Origin of the sequence: Xanthomonas cissicola, from assembly GCF_008801575.1 — a bacterium.
Lineage (GTDB): Bacteria > Pseudomonadota > Gammaproteobacteria > Xanthomonadales > Xanthomonadaceae > Xanthomonas > Xanthomonas cissicola.
This window is the reverse complement of record NZ_VZPL01000061.1, coordinates 23,141-29,157: the sequence shown is the minus strand read 5'-3', so window position 1 is coordinate 29,157 and position 6,017 is coordinate 23,141. Positions and strand designations below refer to the sequence as shown.

The window sequence follows — 6,017 nt, the reverse complement described above, 5'->3', positions numbered from 1 at the left end:
CGGCCTGGCCAAAAACACCGCACACGTGCTGACCTTGTTTGCGCTCTCCAATCTGTGGATGAAGCGAAAGCAGTTGCTGCCGGCTATGGGGAGCGTGCGCCTGTAAACCAGGAAATTCCCACGGAAAGCGCCAGAAATGGCGAAATTCCAAAGATTCAAACGCCACTCTTCGGAACGACGCGACATCCCGCACTCTCAGGCCTCGTTATTCAGACCTTCCCTAGGCGGGTTCGTACCATTGGTGGCGGTGCCTGTCGCGGCCTTCGTCTGTGTGCAACTGCGCCATCAAACGTGGTGGATCAGCGGTGTGGCAGCGGCCGCGATCTTTGCTGCTCAGGTGATGGGGCCGTTCCTATTCACTACGCCGCTGGCTATGTTGCTGGCCACTCAGGCGGGTATGTTGGTGCTGGGCCGGCAGCCGAACGTGCTGTGGTTCGTTCTGGACCCTAAAGGACGTGCTCGCCTATGGCGATGCCTGGCTTTTTCTGTGGGCAGCGCAGCCCTCCTGTGTGGCGTCGGGCTTTACTTCACCCGCTATCCCATCATTGTCGACCAGGTCAGGATCTACCTACCCTCGGAGCTAATTCGCGTTGCGGTTGGCGCTGGCTGCAGCACCGCGGGCTTTGCGATGCTGCTGTGTGCGTTCTGGTTCGCCTTGCGCGCGGTTTGGAGCGTCACCCTGGGCCGGCCCTTAGGCACTGATGGACGTGCCTAAGGGCGCATCTCAACCGAGTCCGCCGCTCGCCATAGCTCGCCCGTCGTCTGATTGAGTGCCGCAACCGCCTCTGCGACTTCCACGGGCAGTTCATCGGGGGCGACCAGGTCACCGGCGACATTGGTAAACCGAATTACTTCAGCGGCTGGATCCGCCTCATGCCGTAGCCCAGCTCTGCGGCAACTGGCCCCTACCGCATGTAGACCGGCCCGCCGCACAGGATCGTTTGCGACATCGTGTGCCCAGCGCTGCAGGACAACCGTCGCCGCAGTAATCGCCGCCAGACGATCCTTTGCCAACGGCGCTCCGCCCAGCGGCGCCTGGACGGCCGCCTGAGCCGTCAGACGCCTCCACGCGCTCTGTACCCAGCCCACGACCCTTTGGGCGAGCGATGGAGCTCTTAGGGCGTCCCATAGACGCTTATCAAGGAGCAGATCACCTACCATGTCGGCTACGGCTTCGCTGCGGAGCTCTCCGATCGAAAGCTGACGGCCTTCTCGTCCCGATTTGGCGCGCATCAGGTGCACGTAAGTGATACGCCCAGGATTTCTTAGACATCTCAAGGCCATGGAAAATGGCTGATTCGGAGGTGTCCATGAGCAGTAAGCGGTATACGGATGAGTTCAAGATCGAGGCGGTCCGGCAAGTGACCGATCGTGGGTTCAAGGTGGCAGAGGTCGCCGAGCGACTGGGTGTCACCACGCACAGCCTGTACGCTTGGCTGCGCAAGTTCGGCAAGCCCGGCGTAGTACAGCGCGCTGAGGCGGACCAGAGCGCCGAAGTCCGGCGGCTGAAGATCGAGTTGCGCCGGGTGACGGAGGAGCGCGACATCCTAAAAAAGGCCGCCGCGTACTTTGCCAAGGGGTAAAGGCAAAGTACCTCTTCATGCAAGTCCACCGCGAAGAATTCAGGGTGTGCGCGATGTGCCGGGTTTTGCGGGTGAACCGGGCTGGATACTACGCGTGGCTAAAGTCGCCCGACAGTGAACGCGCCAAGGAAGACGAACGCCTGCTGGATCGACAGTTCGACGTGACCGAGCCGGACACGGCCTGGGCGAGCGACTTCACCTTCATCCGTACGCATGAAGGCTGGATGTACCTGGCTGTGGTGATCGATCTGTTTTCCAGGCAGGTCGTCGGCTGGGCGATGCGCGATCGAGCCGATACCGAGTTGGTCGTGCAGGCCTTGCTGTCGGCGGTGTGGCGGCGCAAACCCAGCGCTGGTTGCCTGGTTCATTCGGACCAGGGGTCTGTCTACACCAGCGATGACTGGCGCAGTTTCCTGGCGTCCCATGGCTTGGTGTGCAGCATGAGTCGGCGTGGCAACTGCCATGACAACGCACCGGTGGAGAGCTTCTTTGGTCTGCTCAAACGCGAGCGGATCAGGCGGCGGATCTACCCCACCAAGGACGCCGCACGCGCCGAGGTGTTCGACTACATCGAGATGTTCTACAACCCACAACGCCGTCATGGTTCAACTGGCGACCTGTCCCCTGTAGAGTTTGAACGGCGCTACGCGCAACGAGGGTCTTGAGTGTCTACGGAACCCTGGGCGTATCAGCGACAGCCTGACCACTTGTTCCAATAAATATAAACTCGGCGCCCGAATGGAACTTCCAGAGCCTTAAAGTGTGCTTTCAGCCTACAAGGCAGGCCACCAATGCGGCCGCTGAGGCCTATCGCTAGTCGTGGCCAAGGCCCGCCGTACCCGCGACCCAGTGCCGCGACACCATAGTCTGGACATGGGCTGTACCCCATTGTTTGTTCAGACATGCACCAACAATGGTGTGAAAACCAACATCTTATTGATTCATATACAATTGTCCCGTAAAGCCATAAATCTCTAAAAAACAGGACAATTGCATGCAATTCAACATGATAGGTGATGACGGGCTTCGGCTCGCGGCCAACATGGAGACCCGCTACGACGCCTGGCTGCAGGCGTCCCGCGCTATTGCAGACGGCCGTCTGCAGTGGAAGACGTCCGGGGGCAACGAGTACCTATATCGCATCATCGACAGCAGGGGCAACGGCACCTCTCTCGGGCCGCGATCCGGCACCACCGAGGCCCTGATGGAGGCGTACCAACAGGCCAAGGAGACGGTGCAAAACACATGGAACACCCTGGAGCGAGAGGGCAGGATGTACCGCGCATTGCGCCTTCCTCGAATCGCGTCCTATGGTGCCCAGGTTCTACGCGAGCTGGACATCAGCGGCTTGCTCGGCGACTCAGTACTGGTCGTAGGCACCAATGCATTGTGTGCCTACGCACTCGAAGCTGGCCAGCTGCTGAGCTCCACGCTTGATGCAACGGAGGACTTCGACCTGACCTGGGTGCGCGACGTTAGCAATGCGCCGCCGGCACCACAGGCACCTTCGGTATTTGGCGTGCTGAAGAGCGTCGACAGCACCTACACCATCAATACCGAGCGCCCGTTCCAGGCACGCAACTCCCACGGCAACGAAGTGGAGCTGCTTATCGCTGAATCTCTGGCGGGCCTGCCGACCTACGAGCGGCTCCGGCCGATTCCGCTGCCAGAGCAGAACTGGCTCTTACCGGGCACACGTATCAGCCATATCACGTGCGGCATGGACGGCCTGCCGGCGCGAGTTGTCGCGCCTGATCCACGCTGGTTTGCGCTCCACAAACTGTGGCTCGCCGACAAGGAATCGCGCAACGTACTCAAGAAGGGGAAGGACCGGGAGCAGGGTGACACCGTACTGCACCTGGTCAATGACCACATGCCGCACTTTCCCCTCGATGACGAGTTTGAGGACTCGCTGCCAGACGAGCTCCGCCCGTATTTTGAAGACTGGAAGCAGGAGAACGGCCTCACGCCGCCGGGCATGCGCTAGCACGACCTGGCGGCGCCGCTGTCAAAGCTTCCGTTGCGCCGCCAGCTCCACCACTTCAACACCGTCATCCCGCCAGCTGTTGATTGCAGCACGCACCTCTCCGAGCACGCGCCGGACATCTGCATCCGTAGCAGAATTTCGGCCACAGAAGAACTCGCGAAACTCCACCAATGTCATCCAAGCTGACACGATGGAGCGGCCTGCCTCATCCTCGCTAATGCACTGCATATCGGCTTCCCATTGCGCACGCCATGCGCTATCCATGGCGGCCGTCAGAAGCCCTCGGGCGTCAGCGCCTGACAGGTGCAATGCGTCGACCGCAGCAACCCCTGGCAGCATGCCGTTGCCGCTCAGGCAGTACTGCAACGGCCACAACCGGCAACCTGCGTCAGAATCCATATCGTCAAAGCTCGCCATAACTATGCCACCTTTGCATACTGGAGAATTGCCGCGTATTCCGGATCACGCTCCGATATTTCGGATGCATCTTCCGGATCATTTGATGGGGCGTCCATGTTCAAAATGGCGGTTGTTGGATCCTCAAGTAGATCATTTTCGATCGCCGCCTTATGCTGGATCAGTGCCATCGCTTGCTCATCTATCGTGCCGGCGAACAGGGGCACCAGCACCGTGACGACTCGCTTCTGTCCGTAGCGCCATGCGCGATCTTCCGCTTGCTTTTTAAGCGCATTCGTCCACGGCAGCGAGGCAAAGCAAACGATGTTTGCCGCGGTCAACGTGTGGCCAACGCCGGCAGCCTTCGTGGTGCCGATGAAGCACCGAACCGTAGGCTCGCTCTGGAATCGATCAATCGCCTGCTGCTTACGAGCCTTGGAATGCTTGCCAAGGAACGTCACCACCTCAATGCCTGCTTTGACGAACTCCTCGGCCAGGTAGTCCACCGTGTCCTGGAACTCGCACATGATCAGCGCCTTGTCGGAAGGCTCAAATCCGGCGATTGTCTCGATAAGCCAATCAGCCTTCTGACGTTCCAGGTACTGCCGCAGCCGCCCAATCTTGGCTAGCGCGGTGAGGCTGGGGTCTGCCGCCATGCGGCGGTATTCAACGCCCTGCGCACCGGAAAGCTCCAGGTACCGAGGCTCCTGAACTTTCGCATCCAAACCGAGGACACTCTTGGGACGGCGCAGCATCCATTCCGATACCCGTTGCGCGAGTAGCACTCGGGCCTCTTGACTGCCGGCGAACTCCTTTGCAAAGTCGCCGCGTTCCATGTCGCCGAGGGGGTGCCCCGACAGACGCAGCAGCGTGTGCAGTTCCACAATCCGGTTCAGGATCGGCGTCGCCGTCAGCAGATACCGGCGTGGCACCTTCTGGGCGACCAGGAAGGCATTGAGCGTGCGCGATGCCGTAGGCTGAATGATGCTGTGGGCTTCATCGAAAACCACGGCCCGAGGCGCAATGACGCCATCGGTGATGGCCTGGACGATGACGCCAAGCTTCTCGTAAGACGCAATCAGCCATTCCGGCTCCGCATGGATGCCCTCTTTGTCCAGGATGGCAATCTGCGCGTTCGGATCCACGGCCAGGATCTCGCGCGACCAGTTGATCAAGAGGCTGGCCGGCGCGACCAACAGGCGGCAGCCGGTCCCGGGCATCAGGTGCAGCGCGGCCGCCGACTGCCGCGACTTGCCGAGGCCTGGTTCGTCCCCAAGCAGTGCGCTATTCGCGGCCAGCAGATGCAGGATGCCGGCCGGCTGGTGATCCAGTAGCGACATCGAGGCGGTCGCTTCAGCGAACCACTGCGGATCAACATTCTGTCGCTGCAGCGGCTGCAGAACGATCGCCAGGCGGCCTTCCTCGCCCTCCTCAGCGCCGCCCTGCCCCCGCTTCACCTCAGCACCGGACACGTTGATGGTGGGGCGCTCTTCCGCCTCGTAGCCACCACTGGTGCGATCGATGCGAATCTCGCCTTCATGGATGAAGACGTGGCCGCGAAGCACGCCTGCTTTGGCGGCAAGGTCGCCCAACAGCTGTTCCAGGCTCCGCTGGACGTACCAGCCCTCCTTGCTGCTCAGAAGCCGGCCGCCCAGGGCGCGTAGACAGGACACGACCAGAGAGTCGTACCTCGTGTCGACCACATACCCGCCGTCAGCAGCGACGGGATAGATCTTGACATCGAGGTCCGGTGCAAAGGCATCGACCTCCGGCGTGCGCAGCGCAGCGGCGAGCTGCGCTTGCGCTGCCGCGCGATCGTACGCCAGCCGCAAACCGCCCTTGTGCCCGAGCTCGTCAAGAAGAGGCCCGATGCTGTCGTCCGCCGGCAGTACCCACGTATGCGAGCTGGCCGACCAGCTGGCTCCGCGCTCTTTAAGCGTTGCTACGATATCCGGGTGAAAGCCAGTCGAGAGACCTACGCGGAATCCGTCGGATCGGATCCCGGCAAGCAACGGACGGGCCTGCCTCCGGATCTTAGCCAGAGCACCCAT

General features: G+C 61.1%; 4 protein-coding genes and 2 pseudogenes. 4 read left to right on the top strand and 2 right to left on the bottom strand.

Annotation, left to right across the window (positions count from 1 at the left end):
- The 4 genes and pseudogenes from F7R02_RS19570 to F7R02_RS19545 all read left to right on the top strand — a co-directional run.
- Positions 1–106: pseudogene (locus F7R02_RS19570) on the top strand (IS5/IS1182 family transposase); the annotation flags it as partial.
- A 135-nt stretch (positions 107–241) separates the two neighbouring features.
- A complete protein-coding gene (locus F7R02_RS26460; RefSeq protein WP_167521066.1) occupies positions 242–715 on the top strand; it encodes a hypothetical protein in 474 nt (157 codons plus the stop codon).
- Positions 716–1,310: 595 nt separating this feature from the next.
- Positions 1,311–2,248 (top strand): annotated as a pseudogene (locus F7R02_RS19550) (IS3 family transposase).
- A 329-nt stretch (positions 2,249–2,577) separates the two neighbouring features.
- A complete protein-coding gene (locus F7R02_RS19545; protein WP_078590738.1) occupies positions 2,578–3,570 on the top strand; it encodes a GSU2403 family nucleotidyltransferase fold protein in 993 nt (330 codons plus the stop codon).
- A 21-nt stretch (positions 3,571–3,591) separates the two neighbouring features.
- On the opposite strand, the gene F7R02_RS19540 is transcribed toward F7R02_RS19545, so the two are convergent.
- Positions 3,592–3,987 carry a hypothetical protein gene (locus F7R02_RS19540; RefSeq protein ID WP_078590736.1) on the bottom strand — a complete coding sequence of 132 codons (396 nt, stop codon included), beginning with the start codon at positions 3,985–3,987 and terminating at the stop codon, positions 3,592–3,594.
- Positions 3,988–3,989: 2 nt separating this feature from the next.
- Positions 3,990–6,017 carry a DEAD/DEAH box helicase gene (locus F7R02_RS19535; protein ID WP_078590734.1) on the bottom strand — a complete coding sequence of 676 codons (2,028 nt, stop codon included), beginning with the start codon at positions 6,015–6,017 and terminating at the stop codon, positions 3,990–3,992.